This is a genomic window from Bradyrhizobium sp. 26S5 (assembly GCF_036923295.1).
GTDB classification, from domain to species: Bacteria; Pseudomonadota; Alphaproteobacteria; order Rhizobiales; family Xanthobacteraceae; genus Bradyrhizobium; species Bradyrhizobium septentrionale.
In genome coordinates, this window is the sequence record NZ_CP145948.1 from 5,410,576 (window position 1) to 5,431,311 (window position 20,736).

At 62.2% G+C, this 20,736-nt stretch carries 17 protein-coding genes and 2 tRNA genes; 5 read left to right on the forward strand and 14 right to left on the reverse strand.

The genetic code is table 11. The features are described from left to right. Positions 1 to 7: 7 nt before the first annotated feature. From V5279_RS25225 to V5279_RS25260, 8 genes are all read right to left on the reverse strand, one after another. Entirely contained in the window at positions 8 to 1,267 is a 1,260-nt protein-coding gene (locus V5279_RS25225; protein ID WP_338688983.1) for a DNA-packaging protein, read from the reverse strand. Further along, complete coding sequence (locus tag V5279_RS25230) at positions 1,267 to 1,890, reverse strand: hypothetical protein (RefSeq protein WP_338688985.1); 624 nt, start codon at positions 1,888 to 1,890, stop codon at positions 1,267 to 1,269. The genes V5279_RS25225 and V5279_RS25230 overlap by 1 nt, the downstream gene beginning before the upstream one ends. Before the next feature lie 459 nt (positions 1,891 to 2,349). Then, entirely contained in the window at positions 2,350 to 4,608 is a 2,259-nt protein-coding gene (locus V5279_RS25235; RefSeq protein ID WP_338688987.1) for a VapE domain-containing protein, read from the reverse strand. A 144-nt stretch (positions 4,609 to 4,752) separates the two neighbouring features. Further along, a complete protein-coding gene (locus V5279_RS25240; RefSeq protein ID WP_338688989.1) occupies positions 4,753 to 5,022 on the reverse strand; it encodes a hypothetical protein in 270 nt (89 codons plus the stop codon). Next, positions 5,019 to 5,204 carry a hypothetical protein gene (locus tag V5279_RS25245; RefSeq protein WP_338688991.1) on the reverse strand — a complete coding sequence of 62 codons (186 nt, stop codon included), beginning with the start codon at positions 5,202 to 5,204 and terminating at the stop codon, positions 5,019 to 5,021. Before V5279_RS25245 ends, V5279_RS25240 begins: the two co-directional genes overlap by 4 nt. 221 nt (positions 5,205 to 5,425) lie before the next feature. After that, positions 5,426 to 6,607, reverse strand: a complete 1,182-nt coding sequence (locus V5279_RS25250; RefSeq protein ID WP_338688993.1) for a tyrosine-type recombinase/integrase — start codon at positions 6,605 to 6,607, stop codon at positions 5,426 to 5,428. A 166-nt stretch (positions 6,608 to 6,773) separates the two neighbouring features. Then, positions 6,774 to 6,850, reverse strand: a tRNA-Val gene (locus V5279_RS25255). A gap of 55 nt (positions 6,851 to 6,905) precedes the next feature. Further along, complete coding sequence (locus tag V5279_RS25260) at positions 6,906 to 7,310, reverse strand: GFA family protein (protein WP_338688995.1); 405 nt, start codon at positions 7,308 to 7,310, stop codon at positions 6,906 to 6,908. 183 nt (positions 7,311 to 7,493) lie between these two features. Here V5279_RS25260 and V5279_RS25265 point away from each other — a divergent pair, with 183 nt between their 5' ends. Both V5279_RS25265 and V5279_RS25270 read left to right on the forward strand, forming a co-directional pair. After that, positions 7,494 to 8,162 carry a GntR family transcriptional regulator gene (locus V5279_RS25265; RefSeq protein WP_166296094.1) on the forward strand — a complete coding sequence of 223 codons (669 nt, stop codon included), beginning with the start codon at positions 7,494 to 7,496 and terminating at the stop codon, positions 8,160 to 8,162. Between the two features lie 46 nt (positions 8,163 to 8,208). Further along, complete coding sequence (locus tag V5279_RS25270; RefSeq protein WP_338688998.1) at positions 8,209 to 9,420, forward strand: MFS transporter; 1,212 nt, start codon at positions 8,209 to 8,211, stop codon at positions 9,418 to 9,420. 121 nt (positions 9,421 to 9,541) lie between these two features. Here V5279_RS25270 and lon read toward each other — a convergent pair whose 3' ends face one another. From lon to V5279_RS25295, 5 genes are all read right to left on the reverse strand, one after another. After that, on the reverse strand, positions 9,542 to 11,971 hold the full coding sequence (gene lon / locus V5279_RS25275; protein WP_338689000.1) for an endopeptidase La: 2,430 nt from the start codon (positions 11,969 to 11,971) through the stop codon (positions 9,542 to 9,544). Between the two features lie 322 nt (positions 11,972 to 12,293). Beyond that, on the reverse strand, positions 12,294 to 13,568 hold the full coding sequence (clpX, locus tag V5279_RS25280) for an ATP-dependent Clp protease ATP-binding subunit ClpX (protein WP_029082873.1): 1,275 nt from the start codon (positions 13,566 to 13,568) through the stop codon (positions 12,294 to 12,296). A 453-nt stretch (positions 13,569 to 14,021) separates the two neighbouring features. Further along, entirely contained in the window at positions 14,022 to 14,657 is a 636-nt protein-coding gene (locus V5279_RS25285; protein ID WP_029082872.1) for an ATP-dependent Clp protease proteolytic subunit, read from the reverse strand. A gap of 198 nt (positions 14,658 to 14,855) precedes the next feature. Further along, the gene (gene tig / locus V5279_RS25290; RefSeq protein WP_166296103.1) at positions 14,856 to 16,217 is read right to left on the reverse strand and encodes a trigger factor; all 1,362 of its coding nucleotides are present in this window, start codon (positions 16,215 to 16,217) and stop codon (positions 14,856 to 14,858) included. Between the two features lie 164 nt (positions 16,218 to 16,381). Next, positions 16,382 to 16,466: transfer RNA gene (locus V5279_RS25295), tRNA-Leu, on the reverse strand. A 134-nt stretch (positions 16,467 to 16,600) separates the two neighbouring features. Here V5279_RS25295 and V5279_RS25300 point away from each other — a divergent pair. The 3 genes from V5279_RS25300 to V5279_RS25310 all read left to right on the forward strand — a co-directional run bounded on the left by V5279_RS25300 (position 16,601) and on the right by V5279_RS25310 (position 19,908). After that, positions 16,601 to 17,935: a multicopper oxidase family protein gene (locus V5279_RS25300; protein ID WP_338701379.1), complete on the forward strand. Its 1,335-nt coding sequence runs from the start codon at positions 16,601 to 16,603 to the stop codon at positions 17,933 to 17,935. Positions 17,936 to 17,954: 19 nt separating this feature from the next. After that, positions 17,955 to 19,040, forward strand: a complete 1,086-nt coding sequence (locus V5279_RS25305) for an enolase C-terminal domain-like protein (RefSeq protein ID WP_338689008.1) — start codon at positions 17,955 to 17,957, stop codon at positions 19,038 to 19,040. 157 nt (positions 19,041 to 19,197) lie between these two features. Continuing rightward, positions 19,198 to 19,908 carry a hypothetical protein gene (locus V5279_RS25310; protein WP_338689010.1) on the forward strand — a complete coding sequence of 237 codons (711 nt, stop codon included), beginning with the start codon at positions 19,198 to 19,200 and terminating at the stop codon, positions 19,906 to 19,908. 40 nt (positions 19,909 to 19,948) lie between these two features. Here V5279_RS25310 and V5279_RS25315 read toward each other — a convergent pair whose 3' ends face one another. After that, positions 19,949 to 20,731, reverse strand: coding sequence for a tetratricopeptide repeat protein (locus V5279_RS25315; RefSeq protein WP_338701380.1), 783 nt, complete (start codon positions 20,729 to 20,731; stop codon positions 19,949 to 19,951). Positions 20,732 to 20,736: the final 5 nt, after the last annotated feature.

Here is a 20,736-nt window from a genome sequence, read left to right on the forward strand (position 1 = left end):
TCTCAAATCAACGTAACTCCGCTTGCCACATCTTGAATTGCGGCCCGCTCAACTCGGTCAGCGCCCACACGAGCCCATCAACACGGTCAGGCGAATAACCGCTGCGAGTACGATCAAAGTCGGAAGTGAACGCGCACATCTGGTCTTCCAGCACGGGGAAGTTACCGACGTGATGCACCTTCCGCTGCTCATACAAAGCGGCGATCGGCTCCGCCCGCACCACCTTGCCGCGGCTCGCATGTACCGCCTTGAAACTTACACGCGGATCCAGGGCGCGGATTGTGGCTTCGACCATGGCGCCGCCGTTGTTCACTTCGGCTAGGATTCGGTCTGCCTTGTGCCGGCGATAAGCTTCAATCGCTTTGGCGGCCCATTCATGCGGCGCATAGCGGCCGGACAAATCCTCCAACACGTACACGTGGTCGTCGTCCCTTGTGACGCCCGCAACGATAATCCCGGTCTCATCTGAGCCCTCGTGGCTCGTGACGGCCGGATCGATTGCTACCACGATGCGACGCAGCTCGGGCGCCACAGAGACGCGATCGCGGTCCAGCCAGTCCAATTGCCAGAGCGCGCCCGGATTGTCGCTCAGCAGCTCCGCATTCAATTCCTGACGGCCAAGGCGGGTACCTTCGTAACGCTGCCGGACCGCGGCCAGGAAGGTGGGCGCAAGGTTCGCTTCGTTCTCGAAGGTCGAGCCACGCGTTACGACGACGTCCCTATCTTGGCGCGCCAACAGCTCTTTAAGCAGCTTGATCGGCCTCGGCGTTGTGGTCACGAGCCACCGCGGGCGCTTCCCCAGGCGCAGACCGAATTGCAGCATGTCCCACGTGCCCTGCACATCCGTCCACGCGGCCAATTCGTCCGCCCAAGCGGCGTCGTGTTCCGGACCGCGCAGGCGGTCGGCTTCCTCGCTGGAGAAGGTGGTCGCGATAGCGCCATTCGGCCAAGTCAACCGGCGTTTGCTCGACTCGTATTGCGGCCTGTTCCAAGGCGCTGTGGTGTTCAGCAGTCCAGAGACACCCTCGACCAACGTATCGCGCGCGTCCGCCGCGGTGGCGGCGACCAGGGCAATGCGGCCAGCCTGGCGGGTCTCGACCAGATCGTGCACCCACCCTGCTCCTGCGCGGGTCTTGCCGAAGCCGCGGCCGGCGAGGATCATCCAGCCGTTCCAATCGCCGGACGGAGGCAACTGGCTTGGGCGGGCTTTGGCGCGCCAGCCGCCATCTTCAAGGGCGTCGGCGAGCGCTGATACGATGCTGGTCATCAGGGCAATCCAACGGGACAGGGCGGCAACGTCGGAACGTGTTCGATAACAATGGGCGCCTTGGGTTTTGCGGGTGTATCGGCCGTCTCCGATTCAAGCTCGCGCCAGGCCGCGACGGTCGCCGCACGGGCTTCCGGATATGCGGCGAGTGCGCGGAGCTGTGCAGCCTGCAGTCGCGCAAAGATCGGACTGTTGATTATGTTCGTGACATTGATGGTGCTCCCCGCGAGTGCTGAAAGCTCACCAGTGATCTTGGCCATTCGTTCGAGCACGCCAACCAGGGAGTTTGAGACCATCGCCACGCCTCGCGCGTCGCCGGCCTCGCTGCAGGCCGCTAGGCTGCTCATCAAGGCGGTTCGGGTGATCCTTAGGAAATCGATAACGCTTTCGCCCTCAGCCGCGGCCTTGGCGTGCAGCGCTTCCATCTGGCTTGGGCCGGCCAGGTAACCGGCCTTGGCGTCGGCGGTCACACAGTTGTGCCAGTGCCTATGGATGGCATCTCGACTGAGCGGCTTGAACTTTTCGGCCAAGCTATCGAGCGACGCACCGCCTGCGCGCAGCAATTCGATACGCCACTTCTCAGCATGGTCGCAGACGCTGCAGCGCGGACCCTTTTTGCCCAAAACTAACTCGCAAAAACTAGTTGCATTATTAAACCAATATCACAAGTTCGTTGCACATGCAACTAAGCCATCCGGGACCATATCCGGGAGAGAATCCAATTTCGAGGAAATTATCCAACAAATACAAATCTGATTGGTACTCTAAAAGCCTACCATACGCTTTCTGGAACCACGACGAACGTCCGCCAAGTCGAAACGCCGTGGGACAAACGGGCCGCGATAAGGTCGACGACGTGTCGCGCGAATAGAATCATATCGGCTGCAACCGTGTAACCGTTGAAACCGTGTAACCGTTGAATTTCCACGGGGGCTTTGTCGCCTGCAGCTATATGACTCTGTTCTCTGCTCTCAATTAAAAGAATCAACGGTTACAACGGTTACAACTTTGCAACCCATCTAAATCACTAGAGAATTACTGTAACCGTCGCGCCAACTCCACGGTTACAGTAACGGTTACGCTCAGCCTCGCGGAGGTGGCGCCAGCGGTAAGGCAATCGGACAAGGCAACATTGCCGTGACCGACGCTTGAGCCAGTCTGTCGATCACCAGTTCACACGGCCGATTGACGAACATCTCAGCCCTGAACCGAATTGCTGTTTCAGGCCGGCCACGTCGCCATACCTTTCGAACGTCGTCGCCTTCGCGATGCGCCGTGGAAGCGAACCCAAGCCCCTTGAGCGCCGCCCGGACATCCCTCAACGGCAAGCCACGCTCCGATGCGAACGTTTGAACGTCTGCTGCCGTAACGTAGCAATCCACAGCGCCGCTGAAGGTGAAGGCAAGCACATCTTCTGCCCCGGTACGCTCTCGTGCGGCCTCTTGGTGCTTGCCGGCGATAGTCCAAAGCGTTTCCGGGATCCTGAAGTCTTCGCCGGTCGCGTGCCATTCTGCCGCCTCGGCGTAGAGCTGCTCGATGTTCCCGCGGACCCATTCAATGTCGATGCCGCCAATTACATGCACCGGTAACCATCGCCGATTTCCGGTTTGTGACAATAACGGCGTGTCTTCGTTCGTGGTCGCAACGAAAATATGCCGGCGCAGATGGTCGCTCGCTTCTTCCTTCCACTTGAGTGTCGCGTTGTCGTTTTCCCGAGACATGAACGCTTTGAGCTTCGTCGTCTCGGTCTTTGACATCCCGGCAAGTTCAGCCAGTTCGATAATCTGCTTTCCCTTAAGTTGTGGAATGACGTCCTGCGGGCGCCCGCCCAGCTCCACCGAGTCGATGAACCATTCGGGACGTAGAGCAAGCGCCTTACAGAGCGTCGATTTCGACTTCCCTTCCTCGGAGATGAAAATCACGGTCTCGTCATGCTTCGCTCCCGGCTCGCGTGCTCGCTTGACCAGGCCGCCGATAAGATTAGCTCCGACGGCGCGGTGATAAGCGTCATTTGGGCAACCGACTGCCTTCGACAGCCAATTGCCTAGTCGCTCGACGCCATCCCACTTCAGGGTATCCACGGCGTCGCGCAACGAGTCGTAGCCGTATTCGCGAGCGATGCGGTCGACGCTGGCGCGGAAGAAATCCCACGAGCAAGTGAAATTGTGACCACTCGTATGCGTGTCGAGCCACAAGGCCTTGCGTTCATTTTCGCCGAGCCTTTGCCATCGGTCGCCGCGACCTTCGCTTCCCTCGATTGAGTTGGTGAATTCGTCAAAGCGCAGATCGACGCCGCGAAGATTCAGGAAGACGCGCACGTTGTCGAAGCTAGCCGGGTCGGGTTTTCCGCTACCGGTTGCGACGTAGGATCCGCGATTTCGACCCTGCAGTTCCCATACCAACTTTTCCTCAAACCTCTTTTGGGCCGCAGCCAGAAAAGCTTCGGGCAAAGCGCAACTGTTTTCCCGGATCAGATTCACCAGCGCCTTACTGGTATCCGAATGCACGTGAAACAGAATGGCAATAATGTGAGCAACGCGATCGACGCGAAACGTGCGCGGTTTTTGCGCCATGGTGACGATGCGGCGGATGGCTGAGTTGAGTTGAATGAAGATCGCCGGATAACTCTTTTCTAAGTTTGCCGGCAACTGCGGCGCCGCATCTGGCCACCGCTCTACGGTTGCCCAGCCTTCGTTGAATTGATCGATCGGTTGTGCAGCCAAGCCGGCAATGGCGAGCGAAGTCTGCCCAATCAGCGCATTCTCGGGGGGGCCAAACAACCGCTGGCGGCGCACTTCATCCTCGGCCTTCTTCTCAACATTGGTCACGGGCACGTTGCTCCAATATGCTTGTGCGAGTTTTTCGATGACGGACCATTCCCGCTTGCGGGCAAGTCCGTCCTGCCAGGCTTGCCATTCCGCCCGCGCTGGCTCGAAAACGGGAAACGGCGGAAGCTCCAGATTGTCATCGTCCTGCGCGGGATGCTTATCCCAACGCGCGACGGCGGCGAGAAAGGCGCGACGTTCCGCCTCCAGTTTGAGTGCCGGAAAGTCTTCAAGAATAAATTGACGGTTCTCTTCGCGATCGAACCACAGATGTTCAGAACCACGATCGGGAATCACACCACGTTCGAAGACTCGCAGTGTCTCTGGCATCACCCGGACGAACATACGTTCGCCGCCTTCCCAATCATCCGGCCACAGCTCGACGCCGTCGGACCTGTCGTTGTTGTAGTCCTGGTCCTCGTGCAGTTCGCAGCGCGCGAGAGCGAAGCTTTCGTCGTAAAATACGAGCGTTCGCCCGTCGATGTCGGCGGTGCGAGGTAAGAAGTTCGATAGCATTTGTCAGGACCTCCAAATTTTTGAGAGCCCGACGAAAAAATGGTTGCATCTGCAACGAAACTGCTATAACCATTCGATTGCCAATCAGAATGCCTATGCAATTCCGCTCGATGAGATCCCACAATCTCGTCGGGCGGTTTCGTTTTAGGCGTCTGCGGCGAGCCGTTTGATGGCTTCGTCGCGGTCTTCGATGATTTGCCAGGTCTTTCCTCGGACATAGAATTTGTTGCCCGGTTCGAAGTGGAGCGCGTATGGGTCAGGTCGTTGCGTCCCCCATGCGAGCACCGGTGTCGGAGGCAAGTCATTCTCGAACACGTGCCAAGCAATGACAGGATGACGCACGAAGCCGTCACCTTTCGAATTTAGCGTGCAGAGGTGCCATCCCTGCGCGGCCGGAATGATCGCGGCGGTCATGCCGCCACTCCTTGATTGAGCCACGCTTTGACCGCGTCGACTGGAATTAGATAGCGGCTGCCGCACTTGATCATTTTCGGTTTTTGATCCGAGGGCAGCCCGTAAAAGAGCCCGCGACTAATGCCGACGGCTTCGCAAAATTCACTGATGTTGTATGCGAGCCGTTCAGGTTTTCCAGACATGCGAAATCCTCACGTTATTGTACGTGCGAGGATTCAGTCAGCCACAGCAATGGGAATGACGAGAACCCCGCCCGCGATTGAAAATCGGGTTGAAGGGGACGCGCACTGCGCACGGTTCTCGACAGATTTCGCCAGCAAAACGTTGAATCAACATAATACGGCGCGTCCGATTTTGAATGTATCAGATCTTACACAGATATACAACCCACTAGAGATTTGGTTCAATTATAAGTTGACACGCAATATCTAGCCCATTCGTCCATCAACGCGCGTCGTTTCTCCAAGGCGGTGCCACGACGATACGCCTGCTCAACTTCGCTGCCTACCGCATGTGCCAACGCTGCTTCGGCGATCTCGCGCGGGAATTCGGTGCAGTCGCCGACCCAATCTCGGAAGCATGATCTGAAGCCGTGCGTAGTTGCCGGCGTGTCCGTATGTCGCTTGATGAGCTTTGCTAATGCCACGTCACTCATTTTTCTTCCGCTTCGAGACCCAGGGAAGATCAATCCAGAGGTCGTGCGCGAAGACTGCAGAGCGGCAAGAGCAACGTCATTGAGGGGCACAGTGTGCTCCCGGTGCCCCTTCATTCTCGAAGCCGGAATCGTCCATAGCTTGCGATCGTGGTCGATCTCCGCATGGTCGACCTCGGCAGATTCGCTATAGCGCGCAGCGGTGGCGATCGTGAAACGTAGCAACGCTGCGGCATCTGACATGTCAGCGGCGAGCAATCGCCAGAACGCGGGCAGTTCGTTGTACGGCAGCGCGGCGAAATGCTGCTTCGTTCGCTTTATCCGAGGTAGCAAATGGTCAAGATGGCCTCGCCAGATGGCTGGGTTTTCCCCTTCTCGCAATCTCTCGACCTTTGCGGCGGCCAAAATAACTTCCATGCGCTGCCGAACGTTTCGCGCTGTCTCGTGCTTCGCGGTCCAGATCGGTTGCAAGACGCGCAGCACAGCGTCGGTGTCGATGTCGGCGATTGCCATGTGACCAATCTCGGGCAGAGCGTGGTCACGCAGCGAATTGCGCCAATTGCGTCGATGGTTCTCATTGCGCCACGCGGCCTCGTGGCTAGCGATGTATTTCTCGGCGTAATCTTTGAACGTGATCGCCTTGCGCGCTGCAGCCGTCGCGGCCTCGCGTTCCTGTTTCTTGGCGTCGAGAGGGTCGACTCGCGCGCGGATCAGAGACCGTGCCTCAGCGGCCAGATCCCGCGCCTGCGACAAGCCCACGTCTCGAAGCGGCCCGATCGCCATCAGACGCTCTTTGCCGCTGATGGGGCTCGTGTACCGAAGATTCCACGCGCCCCGCCCCTTGGCGTCGATGTCCAGGCGCAGGCCGTCGCCGTCCGAAAGTCTCGATCCGGGCACCGCCCTCTTGATGATGTGGATGGTTAGGTTTCCCATGTGTCCTCCAAAGTGAGAACCGAACTCCCGTCGATACTCACATCTGCGAAGTGATTATGGGCGAACAGCCTCGCGCACGAGTAGACGCAAAAACGAAGAAAGCCCTTGCGTTACAAGGGCTTGTCTTTCACGGGTGAACAAGGATGAACGCTGATGAACAGCTTAGTGGTAGGCGGCGAGAGATTCGAACTCCCGACCCTCTCGGTGTAAACGAGATGCTCTAACCAGCTGAGCTAGCCGCCCTTACCTGCGCGCCTCTTTAGCCTCGCCCGCCCCCGAGGTGCAAGGCCGCAAAGCCTCAATCGGTTGGCCGCGCCGGCAATCCCCCGAGATCATTGACCCACGGCGCGGCGGAGCGGCACCAGAGCTGGCGTCGCGGGGTCAATTCGCCGCGCTGGCGAATGTTGCCCCAGCGGATGCCCCAGTCGTCGGGGCCGCCGTCCTCGCCGCTCGTGAACAACGGGGAACCGCAATCGCCGCAGAAATGCTGGAAGCGGATCCGGCCATTGTCACCCCGCTTGCCGTACACTTTCGGCGCGCCTCCGGTCAGCCGGACCTGCTCGGCGGCGCAGATCACCGTGACGCGATAGGGCGAGCCGGTCAGCGTCTGGCAGTCGGTGCAATGGCAGATCGATACTCGTATGGGATCGATCTCGGCCTGATAGGTCACAGCCCCGCAATGGCATTGCCCGTCGATTCGCATCCGCGTTCTCCCAATTCCGTCAAACAAGCGGGCTCCCTGGGCGTGGTTCCATCGTCTACGGCTCGGCTCCCGCCCCCCTCGGCGAGCAATCCTGGTATCCCGGATCAGCCTAGTTTGGGATACCAACTCGGGATACGCTCGCCGCCAGAAACTCGATCCCGTGCACTCGCCGAGGGACACCCCATGTCGCAGATGCTCCAGATCCACGACCAGCTCCGGGAGATGATCCTCTCGCTCGACCTGGGCCCCGGCGAGCGGCTGACCGAACGCTGGCTGGAGAGCCGGTTCGAGGGGTCGCGCACGCCGATCCGTGCCGCCCTGGTGCGGCTCGAAGGCGAGGAGCTGGTCCGCCGCGACGGCCGCAACTGGATCGTGGCGCCGATCGATCTCGGCGAGTTGGAGGCGCTGGCCGAATTCCGGATTCCGCTGGAGACGACGGCCGTCCGCCTCGCCTGCGCGCGGGCGAGCGCGGCCGACATCGCCGGCGTCGAGGAGATGCTGGATGCCTGCCAGTCCGGCGCACCGCGCGAGGAATGGCACCGCGTCGGCACCGATTTCCATGTCGAGATCGCGCGGCTCTCCGGCAATCCCTTCATCGTCAAGGCGATCGCCGGCGCGATGACCCGGCTGTCGCGGGCACGCTGGCTCGAAGTGTGGACCGAACCCTCGCGCGAGCAGGCCTGGCGCGAGCACCGCCGCATCCTCGGCTTCATCAAGGCCAACGATCCGGATTCTGCCGCGCGCGAGGCTGCCGACCACATCACCGCCACGCGCGATCGGCTGCTGCGTTCGCTGAACGAGGATCGCCGCGGCCTGCGCGCGCGCGGCTTCGCTGTTATCGGACTGCGCTGACATGGACGCTAAAGTATTGGACGTTAAAGTATTGGACGCTCAAGTCATGGACGCCGAAGTCGATCGCGAAGCCATCCTCGACGCCGGCCCCTGGAAGCGCAACCTGATCGTTTGCGTGGTCGGCTCGTTCACCACCATCGTGGGAATGACGCTGCTGCTGCCGTTCCTGCCGCTCTATGTCGAGCAGCTCGGCGTATCGGATCATGCCGCCATCGTGCAGTGGTCGGGCATCGCCTATGGCGCAACGTTCTTCAGCGCGGCGCTGACGGCGCCGCTGTGGGGACGGCTCGCCGATCGCTACGGCCGCAAGCTGATGCTGATCCGCGCCAGCCTCGGCATGGCGATTGCCATGTCGCTGATCGGCATGGCGCACAATGTCTATGAGCTGGTCGGCTTGCGGCTATTGACCGGCCTGCTAGGCGGCTACGCCTCGGGCTCGACCGTGCTGGTCGCGGCGCAAACGCCGAAGGCGCGGTCCGGCTGGGCGATCGGCGTGCTGTCGGCCGGCATCATGGCCGGCAGCCTGGTCGGTCCCTTGATCGGCGGCGTGCTGCCCGGGCTGATCGGCATCCGCGCGACCTTCTTCCTGATCGGCGGCGTCATCTTCATCACGTTCCTCGGCACCACCTTCCTGATCCGCGAGGAGGCGCGTCCGAAGACCGCGAAAGGCGCCAAATCGCGCGGCGGCTGGTCGCTGGTTCCGGACAAGCGCCCGGTGATCGCGATGTGGGGAACGGGCCTGCTCTTGATGATCGCCAACATGTCGATCGAGCCGATCATCACGGTCTATGTCGCGCAACTGGTCGAGGCGCCGCAGGTGATTTTCGTCGCCGGCCTGGTGATGTCGGCGGCGGCCTTCGGCAGCCTGCTGTCCTCGTCGCATCTCGGCAAGCTCGCCGATCGCGTCGGCCACTGGCGGATCATCATCATCTGCCTTGCGGTCTCGGCGTTGCTGCTGATCCCGCAGGCCTTCGTGATCAGCGGCTGGCAACTGATCCTGCTGCGCTTCCTGATGGGTCTCGCGCTCGGCGGCCTGTTGCCCTGCATCGCAAGCGTGATCCGGCACAACGTGCCCGACGCCGTCACCGGCAGCATGCTGGGCTACTCGATCTCGGCGCAATATGCCGGTCAGGTGATCGGCCCGCTCGCCGGCGGATTCATCGGCGGCCATATCGGCATGCGCGCGGTGTTTTTGGGAACCAGCGTGCTAATGGCGCTCGGGGCGATCGGCAATTTCGTCGTCGAGAAGAAGAAGTAGTCCGGCGCCCGCCCCGCTCCCGGTGGCGACTGAGGCCGCCTGCTTCCTGACCCCACTCGCAAGCAACCAAAACAAAAACGGCGCCCGAAGGCGCCGTTTTATTATTTCGACTGGAGCTCACTTAGTGCGCCGTCAGGCCGCCGGACGCTTCGTCCGAAGCATCGGGCTTGACGTCGACCTTGCTGGCCTCCTCGTCCCAGACGATCGGCACGGGCACGCGGGTCAGCGCCTTGGCGACGACCTCATCCAGCCGCGAGACCGGAATGATGTCCATGCCGCCCTTGATCGCATCGGATATCTCCGTGAGATCCTTGGCGTTGTCCTCCGGGATCAGCACCGTCTTGATGCCGCCGCGCGCGGCAGCCAGCAGCTTCTCCTTCAGACCGCCGATCGGCAGCACGCGGCCGCGCAGCGTGATCTCGCCGGTCATCGCGACATCGTGGCGGACCGGAATGCCGGTCATGACCGAGATGATCGCGGTGGCCATCGCCACGCCCGCGGACGGGCCGTCCTTCGGGGTTGCGCCCTCCGGCACGTGAACGTGGATGTCACGGCGATCGAACAGCGGCGGCTCGATGCCGTAGACGATCGCGCGCGAGCGGACGTAAGACGCCGCCGCCGAGATCGACTCCTTCATTACGTCGCGCAAATTGCCCGTGACCGTCATCTTGCCCTTACCGGGCATCATGACTCCTTCGATGGTCAACAGCTCGCCGCCGACATCGGTCCAGGCGAGGCCGGTGACGATACCGATCTGGTCCTCTTCGTCGATCTCGCCGTAGCGATACTTCGGAACGCCGAGGAACTCTTCGATGTTCGCCTCGGTGACCTTCACCGACTTCTTCTTGGAGATCATCAGCTCCTTCACCGCCTTGCGGGCGAGTGTGGAGAGCTCACGCTCCAAATTACGCACGCCCGCTTCGCGGGTGTAGCGGCGGATCATCAACAGCAAGGCCGCGTCGTCGATCGACCATTCCTTGGAGTCCAGACCGTGCTTGGAGAGCGCGCTCGGGATCAGGTGCTTGCGCGCGATCTCGACCTTCTCGTTCTCGGTGTAGCCGGCGATCCGGATGATCTCCATGCGGTCCATCAGCGGGCCCGGAATATTCAGCGTATTCGCGGTCGTGATGAACATCACGTTGGAGAGGTCGTAATCGACCTCCAAATAGTGGTCGTTGAAGGTCGAGTTCTGCTCGGGGTCCAGAACCTCAAGCAGCGCCGACGACGGATCGCCGCGGAAATCGGCGCCCATCTTATCGATCTCGTCCAGCAGGAACAGCGGGTTCGAGGTCTTCGCCTTGCGCATCGACTGGATGATCTTGCCGGGCATCGAGCCGATATAGGTGCGGCGGTGACCGCGGATCTCGGCCTCGTCACGCACGCCGCCGAGCGACACGCGCACGAACTCGCGGCCGGTCGCCTTGGCGATCGATTTGCCGAGCGAGGTCTTGCCGACGCCGGGAGGCCCGACCAGGCACAGGATCGGTCCGGTCAGCTTGTTGGCGCGCGACTGCACGGCGAGATACTCGACGATGCGGTCCTTGACCTTCTCGAGCCCGTAGTGATCGGAGTCCAACACCGCCTGCGCGGCCTCGAGGTCCTTCTTGACCTTGGACTTCTTGCCCCACGGGATCGACAGCAGCCAATCCAGATAGTTGCGCACGACGGTCGCTTCCGCGGACATCGGCGACATCTGGCGCAGCTTCTTCAGCTCGTGCTGTGCCTTCTCGCGCGCTTCCTTGGACAGCTTGGTCTTGGAGATCTTCTCCTCCAGATCGGCTAGCTCGTCGCGACCTTCGTCGTCGCCGAGCTCCTTCTGGATCGCCTTCATCTGCTCGTTCAGGTAATACTCGCGCTGGGTCTTCTCCATCTGGCGCTTGACCCGCGAGCGGATGCGCTTCTCGACCTGCAGCACCGAGATCTCGCTCTCCATCAGGCCCAGCACCTTCTCCAGGCGCTGCGTGACGGACAACGTCTCCAAGATGGCCTGCCGATCGGCGATCTTGACCGCCAGATGCGAGGCAACGGTGTCGCCGAGCTTGGCGAAATCGGTGATCGCCTGGACCACGCCGACGACTTCGGCGGAGATCTTCTTGTTGAGCTTCACATAGCTCTCGAAGTCGGACACGACCGAACGCGACAGCGCCTCGGCTTCGACCGAGGTGGCGTCAGCGTCGGCGAGCGCGACCGCGGTCGCCTCGTAATATTCGCTGCGATCGGAATACTTCTCGACACGTGCGCGCTCGAGGCCCTCGACCAGCACCTTCACGGTGCCGTCGGGCAATTTCAGGAGCTGCAGAACGCTGGCGAGCGTACCGGTCTCGTAGATTGAATCGGGCGCCGGATCGTCATCGGACGCGTTCTTCTGCGTCGCGAGCATGATCAACGCGTCGTTCTTCATCACCTCTTCCAGCGCGCGGATCGATTTCTCGCGGCCGACGAACAGCGGCACGATCATGTGCGGGAAGACGACGATGTCGCGGAGCGGCAGCACCGGATAGGAATGGCTTTCGCCGTGGACGATCGTTGGCCGGGGTTTTGAGGTCGTCATGGCCTTATCCTTTTGTTTTGCCCCCTTGCACGCAGTCCGCCTGCTTGCGCAACCGCCACAAGGTGCCTTGGTGATCCGGAAAAAGATTGCCGTCAGCAGTCGCTTATTCCGCATCGTAAAGCGACGAATCTCAACACATGAGGTCCCTCGCCGATAGCATTAGGTGGCTATCAGGCCGGGGGGTGTCAAGTCTGAGAAGTGCCCGGAAATTCAGGCTAAACAGGCATTTACTGCGATGCCACAAGGGCGTTGCTGCTGCGCCGCAACGGCCGCCGGATTGCCCGGCAGCCCTGCATTTTTGGCGGATAGAGACGAGCGCTTCTTAAGCGCTCGCGCTGCTCTCGACGGCGCGGTCGGAACGATCCGCGTAGATGTAGAGCGGACGCGCCGTTCCCTCGACCACTTCGCGCGAGATCACGACTTCCTCGACGCCTTCGAGGCCCGGGAGGTCGAACATGGTCTCGAGCAGGATGCTCTCCAGGATCGACCGCAGGCCGCGCGCACCGGTCTTGCGCTCGATCGCCCTGCGGGCGACCGCGCCAAGCGCCTCGTCGGCGAAGGTCAGCTCGATGTTCTCCATCTCGAACAGCCGCTGGTACTGCTTCACCAGCGCGTTCTTCGGATCGGTCAGGATCTTCTTCAGCGAGGCCTCGTCGAGGTCCTCCAGCGTCGCGACGACGGGCAGACGGCCGACGAATTCCGGGATCAGGCCGTACTTCAGCAGGTCTTCCGGCTCGACGTGGCGGAAGATCTCGCCGGTGCGGCGATCCTCCGGCGCGAGCACCTGCGCCGCGAAGCCGATCGAGGTCGAACGGCCGCGCGCGGAGATGATCTTCTCGAGGCCCGAGAATGCACCGCCGCAGATGAACAGGATGTTGGTGGTATCCACCTGCAGGAACTCCTGCTGCGGATGCTTGCGGCCGCCCTGCGGCGGGACCGAGGCCACCGTGCCTTCCATGATCTTCAGCAGCGCCTGCTGGACGCCCTCGCCCGATACGTCGCGGGTGATCGAGGGATTGTCCGACTTGCGGCTGATCTTGTCGATTTCGTCGATATAGACGATGCCGCGCTGCGCGCGCTCGACGTTGTAGTCGGCCGACTGCAGCAGCTTCAGGATGATGTTCTCGACGTCCTCGCCGACGTAGCCGGCTTCGGTCAACGTTGTGGCGTCAGCCATGGTAAACGGCACGTCGAGGATGCGGGCCAGCGTCTGCGCGAGCAGCGTCTTGCCCGAACCGGTCGGACCGATCAGCAGGATGTTCGACTTCGCCAGCTCGACGTCGTTGTGCTTGGTCTGATGGTTAAGCCGCTTGTAGTGATTGTGGACGGCGACCGAGAGCACCTTCTTGGCATGGCTCTGGCCGATCACGTAGTCGTCCAGGACCTTGCAGATCTCCTTCGGCGTCGGAATGCCGTCGCGCGACTTCACCAGCGAGGATTTGTTCTCCTCGCGAATGATGTCCATGCACAGTTCGACACACTCGTCGCAAATGAAGACAGTCGGTCCGGCAATCAGCTTGCGAACTTCATGCTGGCTCTTGCCGCAGAACGAGCAGTATAGCGTGTTCTTGGCGTCGCTCGTGCCGACCTTACTCATTCATTATCTCCGTCCGCCGTTCGATCATTTGCCAGATCGACCCAATCCGGCACCAAACCGGAGCTTAAGGGTAGATAGAGCAAATTCCGTACCAAAAAAGAGCCTACGCAATACTGACCGTGCGAATCACGGTTTATTCGAATCTCCGCGATCTCGGCCGGCGCATTACAGCCAACCATGCTGGCACCCGACTATCAAGAATTCGCTAATCGGATGGCCGGCTCAAGACCGTGACAATACCGTGATTTTCAACGATCGCACGTGGAATACGCGCTGAAATCCTCGGAACGTTGCGGGATTACCACGCCAGCATAGGAGCACGAAACCGGAACTTTCCGCCCGCGCGCATGTACCTGCCGGCCGGTCCGCCCGTTCTGCTTTGCCGGTTATGTGAGGCGTCAATGTGGAGATCACACCGACGCCTCAGAGGCCTGTTCCGATCGGGCGGCCTTGTCAGGCAGCCTTCGCAGCCGACGGGTCTTCCGGACGCTTGTCGATGACCTTGTCGACGAGGCCGAACGCCTTGGCGTCCTCAGCGGTGAGGAACTTGTCGCGCTCGAGCGCGTCCTCGATCGCCTTGTAGGTCTGGCCGGTGTGCTTCACATAGATCTCGTTGAGGCGCTTCTTGAGATTCAGGATCTCCTGCGCGTGCAGCATGATGTCGGTGGCCTGGCCCTGGAAGCCGCCCGAGGGCTGGTGCACCATGATGCGCGAATTCGGCAGCGAGAAGCGCATGTCCTTCTCGCCGGCCGCCAGCAGCAGCGAGCCCATCGAGGCCGCCTGGCCCGTGCACAGCGTCGACACCGGAGGGCGGATGAACTGCATCGTGTCGTAGATCGCAAGGCCCGACGTCACCACGCCGCCCGGCGAGTTGATGTACATCGAGATTTCCTTCTTCGGATTCTCGGCTTCGAGGAACAACAGCTGCGCGACAGTCAACGTTGCCATGCCGTCTTCCACCGGACCGGTGACGAAGATGATGCGCTCTTTCAGGAGACGCGAGAAAATGTCGTAGGCGCGTTCGCCGCGATTGGTCTGCTCGACGACCATCGGCACGAGGTTCATGTAGGTTTCAACGGGATCGCGCATTGGGACAACCCAGGGGTTAGGGGTGATGCAGAACTTTAAGGCTTAACCCAGATATGGGCCAATTTCCGGCCGACAAGACCGGCACTAGCCATCCGGGCAGGTCGCGGAAGTTCAAGCTGATTCGCATCTGCGCGCCTAGCGACGGGATCCGTCGCGAGGCGCGCTTTCGCGGTTCATCATTAACGCGAGGTGCCGGAATTAAGCGGCAGTTTTCTCGGCATCTTCATCCTTGAACAGCTCATCCTTGGTGACCTTCTTCTCGGTCACAGTGGCGAGCTCGAGGACGAAGTCGACGACCTTGTCCTCGTAGATCGGGGCACGGAGCTGGGCCAGCGCCTGGGCGTTGCTGCGGTAATAGTCCCAGACTTCCTTCTCGCGGCCGGGCATCTGGCGCGCGCGCTCGATCACGGCCCGCGACACCTCGTCGTCGGTCACTGTGATCTTGTTCTTCTCGCCGATCTCAGACAGCACGAGGCCGAGGCGGACGCGGCGGTCGGCTATCTTGTGGTACTCCTCCTTGGCCGCATCCTCGGTGGTGTTCTCGTCGGCGAAAGTCTTGCCGGACGAGTCCATCTCGGCCTTGATCGAGTTCCACATCAGCTTGAACTCTTCGTCGACCAGCGATGGCGGCGCCTCGAACTTGTGGCTCTCGTCGAGCCGGTCGAGCAGCGCGCGCTTGACCTTCTGACGGGTGGCGCCGGCGAACTCGGCCGTCAGGCGCTCGCGCGCGGCTTCCTTCAGCTTGTCGAGCGATTCGAGCCCAAGCGTCTTGGCGAACTCGTCGTCGATCGTGGTTTCACCGGGCGCCTCGATCAGGGTCGCGGTGGTCTCGAACTCGGCCGGCTGGCCGGCGAGCTTTTCGTTGAGGTAGTTCTTCGGGAACGGGACCTTGAGCGTGCGGGTCTCGTTGGTGCCGATACCGATCAGCTGCTCCTCGAAGCCCGGGATGAACTGGCCGGCGCCGATCAGGACCTGGATGCCTTCGCCGGTGCCGCCCTCGAAGGCTTCACCGTTGATGGTGCCCTTGAAGCTGATGGTGACGCGGTCGCCCTTCTCCGCCTTCGCATCTTCGGTCTTGGCATTGTACGGGCGGCTGCCTTCGGCGATGCGCTTGATGGCATCGTCGACGTCGGCGTCGGAGACGTCGACCACCGGCTTCTCGACCGAGAACGACTTGAAATCGGCGAGCTGGATCTGCGGCACCACCTCGATCGCGACCGTGTAGGTCAGGTCGGTCTTGCCAGACAGCAGTTCCTCGACCTCGTCCTTCTCGGTCGGCATCGTGATCTTCGGCTCGCCGGCGAGGCGGAAGCCGCGCTCGGTGAAGATCTCCGTGTTGGTGTCGCGGATGGTCTGGTCGATGGTCTCGGCCATCACAGAGCGGCCATAGATCTTCTTCAGATGCGCCACCGGCACCTTGCCCGGACGGAAGCCGTTGAGACGGACCTTGTCCTTGAGGTCGACCAGCTTGGCGCCCGCCTTGGCATCAAGATCGGATGCCGGAACGCTGATCTTGAATTCGTGCTTCAGTCCCTCGTTGAGGGTCTCGGTGACCTGCATGGTATCAATCTTCTTCCGCTTTTGCCGCGGCCCGAGCGGCCGTTGCAGTGTTCAATCTGTTCGACGCGGAGCCTGGCGGCCTAACGTCTGTGGGTTCGGCGAACCGCCACCCCTTCGGGGCTAAAGGTTCTCCAAGGAATCGTCATGCAAACGCTGTAAGCGCTTGGTGCGGGCGGAGGGACTCGAACCCCCACAACTTTCGTCACTGGAACCTAAATCCAGCGCGTCTACCAGTTCCGCCACGCCCGCGAGAAAAGCATCCAATTCGGCCGCGGTGCCGCGGGCGGCGGGCTTATAACATGCGTCCACCGGTTCGCAGCAAAAAAATGGCCGCTGTGCAGCCCACCCTGCGACCGATCGCGACTGGACAGGCCCACTTGAAAATGGTCCGCATCGGCCGGATGGCAAGTCCCGAATTCTCTCCCGAATTTTCCCTCACCCGGCGCGACCTGATGGCCGCCCTCGGCGCCGCGGCGTTGTGCCCCGCTCTGCCGACCGCGGGCTCGGCGCAGGGCCGGACGGCGGTCGCGCTGCAGGCCAAAACCGACCACATCCGGCTTCGTCTTGACGGTACGGAAACGGCGGTCTGGTCGCTCGGCAGCGGCGACCTTCGCTTCAAGCGCGGCGAGGTCCTGGACGTGACATTCGGCAACGACCTGCCCGTTGCGGCCGCGCTCGATTGCCGGGGGCTCGACGGCGTCCCGGCCGCGGAGCCGCTCGCCTCCCGGGCGCCCCTCGCCGCGGGGGAAAAGGATACCTTCCAGCTCCCACTTCGGCATGCCGGCACCTTCCTGTGCGAGCCGCTGCTCGGCAATGGCGGCACGGCCCCGGCGCGGCCGCGGCCGCTGATCGTGAGCGGCACCTCGCCGGTTGCGGTCGATCGCGACGAGGTCTTGCTGATCGAGGAGTGGCGCCTGCGGGGGGACGGGAGCGCAATCCCACCAGGGGATGACCCGAAAGATACCACACCAATTCATACAGTTAACGGAAAAGCCTCATACGAGATCTCGGCACCGGCCAACGCCCGGCTCAGACTCCGCTTTATCAACGGCAGCCAACGCAGCGTGCTGGCGGTCAAGTTAGAGAACCTCGAAGTCCGGGTAATGGCGATCGACGGCCAGCCTGCCGAACCGTTTTCGGCCCGCAACGGCGCGCTGGTGCTGGCGCCCGGAAGCCGCACCGATGTCTTTGTCGACGCGGCCGGGACGCCGGGAACAAGCTTCCCGATCCTGCTGCACGACGGCAAGCAGGCCCGCCCGGTCGGCAGGCTCGCGATCTCGAACGATCCGCCGCTCCGGCCGGCGCCGTTCCCGCCTGCCCCGCCGCTTCCGGGCAACGACCTGCCCGCCCAGCTCGACCTCAAGAGCGCGGCGCGGTTCGATCTGGCATTGGGCACGCCGACCGAATGGTTCCGGCCGGTCGAGTTCAAACCGTCATCCGCCCCGGCCTTTCAGGCCAAAGCCGGCCGGCCGGTGGTGCTGGCGCTGACCAATCGCGGCGCGATCGTCAGCGTCTTTCGCCTGCATGGCCATCACTTCCGCCTGCTCGACCGGCTCGACGACGGCTGGAAGCCGTTCTGGCTCGACACGCTCGCGGTCGAACCGGGCCAGACCCAGCGCATCGCCTTCCTCGCCGAATATCCCGGCCGCTATCTGATCGAGCAGGTCGCGACCGACTGGGCCGCGCCGCGGCTCGTCCGATGGTACAGTGTCCAATAACAAGAATGAGGAAACGCTCATGAGCCAGACAGTTGCAGCGATTCGCGGAGTGAAGGCACGAAGCGTCGTGGTGCCGCTCAAGCGCCCCGTGAAGACCGCGTTCGGCGTGATCGATTCCGGCCCGCTGGTCCTGATCGATGTCGAGACCGATCAAGGCGTTACCGGCCGCACCTACATCTTCGCCTACAGCAGGCTGACGCTTAAACCACTGGTTTATCTGATCGAGGAGATCGGCCGCGAGCTGGTCGGCAAGCCGGTCGCACCGTTCGACCTGATGAAGGCGATGGACGCCAAATTCCGGCTGCTCGGCGCGCAGGGTCTGGTCGGCATGGCCGTGTCGGGCCTCGAGATGGCCTATTGGGACGTGCTCGGCCAGCTCGCCGGCCGGCCCCTGGTCGAGTTGCTCGGCGGCTCGGTGAAGCCGATCAAGGCCTATGACAGCTACGGCGCGGTCGATCCCGTTGCCGATGAGCACGCGTTGCGTCGCTCGCTCGACCAGGGCTTCAAGGGCATCAAGATCAAGGGCGGCGACGGCGACGCCGCCAATGACGAGCGTGTCGTGAAGGGCGTGCGCGCCCTGCTCGGCCCCGACGTTGCGCTGATGATCGACTTCAACCAGTCGCTCGATCCGGCGGAGGCCACACGACGCATCGCGCGGCTTGCGCCCTACGATTTGCATTGGATCGAGGAGCCGGTGCCGCAGGAAAGCCTCTCTGGTCACGCAAAAGTCCGCGAGACCTCGCCGACGCCGATCCAGGCCGGCGAGAATTGGTGGTTTCCGCGCGGCTTTGCCGAGGCGATCGCGGCCGGCGCATCCGACTTCATCATGCCCGACGTGATGAAGGTCGGCGGCGTTACCGGCTGGATGCAGGTCGCCGGACAGGCCGATGCCGCATCGATCCCGATGTCGAGCCATCTGTTCGCGGAAGTCAGCGCGCATCTGCTCGCGGTGACGCCGACCGCGCACTGGCTCGAATTCCTCGACTTCGCCGGCGCGATCCTCGCAAGGCCAGCCGAGATCACCGATGGCGCGGTGACCGCCCGCGGTCCCGGGCTCGGCATCGAGTGGAACGAGCCGGCGGTCGCGAAATATCTGGTGCCGTAGGTCGTAGGATGGGTGGAGCGCAGCGATACCCATCAACTTTCTTTCGACGCGGTGAGATGATGGGTTTCGCTGCGCTCCCCATCTACGCGCCCATGATCGTCGTGCGCTTCACCTTTGCGACGTATTCATGTAGGTCGTCAGGACATCGGAGCGCCCCATGTCCACCAACAACAAGCTGACGCTCAAGTTTCGCTGTCCCACGGAGCTTGAAGGCCTGATACCGCCGCCCGTGCCGGCAGCGCAGGGCGTTCCCGACTGGCTCAAAACGATGCCGGCGACCGCCTACAGCTCGATCAACCTGCACGACGAGGACACCATCAAGCGCTGTCCGCCGTTCGTGGATGCGATGACCTGCGGATTCCTGCTGCCGCTGGTTTGCGACCTCAGGGTCGAAAACGGCGAAATCACCTGGGACCAGGACCTGCCGCCGGGAGGCACGCCCGAATTTCCGCGTTCGCCGATCGGCTTCCACGACCCGGGTCAGGTCAGCGGCACGCCGCTGTTTGAAGAGGGTCGCTTCTTCATCAAATTCCACAATCTGTGGACCGTCGAAGCCCCTGAAGGCTACGCCGTCTACTTCACGCATCCCGTCAATCGCTTCGACCTGCCGTTCACCACGCTGAGCGGCCTGGTCAATTCCGACCTTTATGCCGACAACTGGGTGCACTTTCCGGCGTACTGGCACGACCGAAATTTCAAAGGCGTGCTCCCGAAGGGAACTCCGATCGCGCAATGCATTCCGGTCAAGCGCGACAGCTGGACCGCGCAGGCCTCGTCCTTCACGGCGGACGAAGCCAAGCGCGTCGACGAATTCCGCGCTGAGCTCAGACGGCAGCCCAATCTCTACCGGAGAAACTTCAGGGCCTGAGGCGCCGCGAAAGCGTCTTCCGGGATTTCGCGGAAAGCGCTCAGCTCGATTCCACGCCGAGGAATTTCGCAGCCGCGCTCCGATCGAAGAAGAAGCGGCCATGCGATGACGCCGCCATCACGAACGTCGCGCGGCCCAGCAGTTGCGGCTGGCCACGCGTGACCGAGCGCAGCGCCGCCTCACCGGCATTGCGGTCGCCCTGCTCGAGAAGACAGGTAGCGAGATGGGCGCGGACCGAGCGGTCGTCCGGATACTGCGCGAGCACCTGGCGGAAAGCATCGGCCGCAGCCGCGTAGTCGCCGTGCAGGATCAGGATCCGGCCAAGTTCGTTGACGACATCCGGGCGTCCCGGCGCACTGTTGCGGGCACTGGTCAGGATGCTGAGCGCCTTCCCGAGCTCGCCGTTCTCGTGAAACAGGCGTCCCAGGCTAAGCTTCAGGTCGACATTGTCGGGTGCCAGCGCAAGGCCGGATTCGACGATGCCGATGGCGTCGCTGCGTTGACCGACCTTGACGAGCTGACCTGCAAGCTCCTGGAAGGACGGAAAATAAGGCGGACGGCGCGCGACCGTGCGGCGGAGTTGCGCGATGCCATCGGCCGCGCGGCCGGCGTCGCACAGCAAAGCGCCAAGCAGGGTCTCGACTTCGCCGTCGTCGCCGCGACGCGCGATCCGTTCCAGCGATGCGATCGCCTCGCCTCCCCGATCCTGTCCCATCAGGGCGTGCGCCAGGAGAAGCGCTGCGTTCCTGTCGGTGCGGTTGGATTTCAGGATGCTGGCGGCAATCTGCTCGGCGTGAGCAAACTGCCGCGCCCGCAACGCCATTGCGC